Annotated in this window: 1 pseudogene; it reads left to right on the top strand. The window is 69.8% G+C overall.

What is annotated here, in order from left to right:
* Positions 1-198 (top strand): annotated as a pseudogene (locus tag UWG_RS0124965) (ATP-binding protein); the annotation flags it as partial.
* Between the last annotated feature and the right edge of the window lie 97 nt (positions 199-295).

The following is a 295-nucleotide window of genomic DNA, read 5'->3' as shown; positions in this document are numbered from 1 at the left end:
GAGAACTCGGGGTTGCCGTTCGTGATCGCCCTCAACGGTTTCGACGGGTACCAGCCCTACGGTCCCGAAGAGGTCCGCGAAGCGCTCCAGATCGGCCCGGACGCGCCGATCATCACGACGGACGCGCGCCACCGCTCCGACGCCAAGAGCGCACTGATCACCCTCGTCGAGCACGCCCTCATGGCTCGACTGCGCTGAGGAACTGCGCAACTCCGAAGTGTCACGGCCGCATCGCCTCCGGGCGTGCGGCCGCACGCTTTCCAGCCCCGTCCCGAGCGTGCCGCCGGCCCGCTCC

Source organism: Streptomyces xiaopingdaonensis (assembly GCF_000262345.1).
GTDB classification, from domain to species: domain Bacteria; phylum Actinomycetota; class Actinomycetes; order Streptomycetales; family Streptomycetaceae; genus Streptomyces; species Streptomyces xiaopingdaonensis.
Note: the sequence above shows the minus strand (reverse complement) of the source record. Positions and strands in the feature narration are given on the sequence as shown.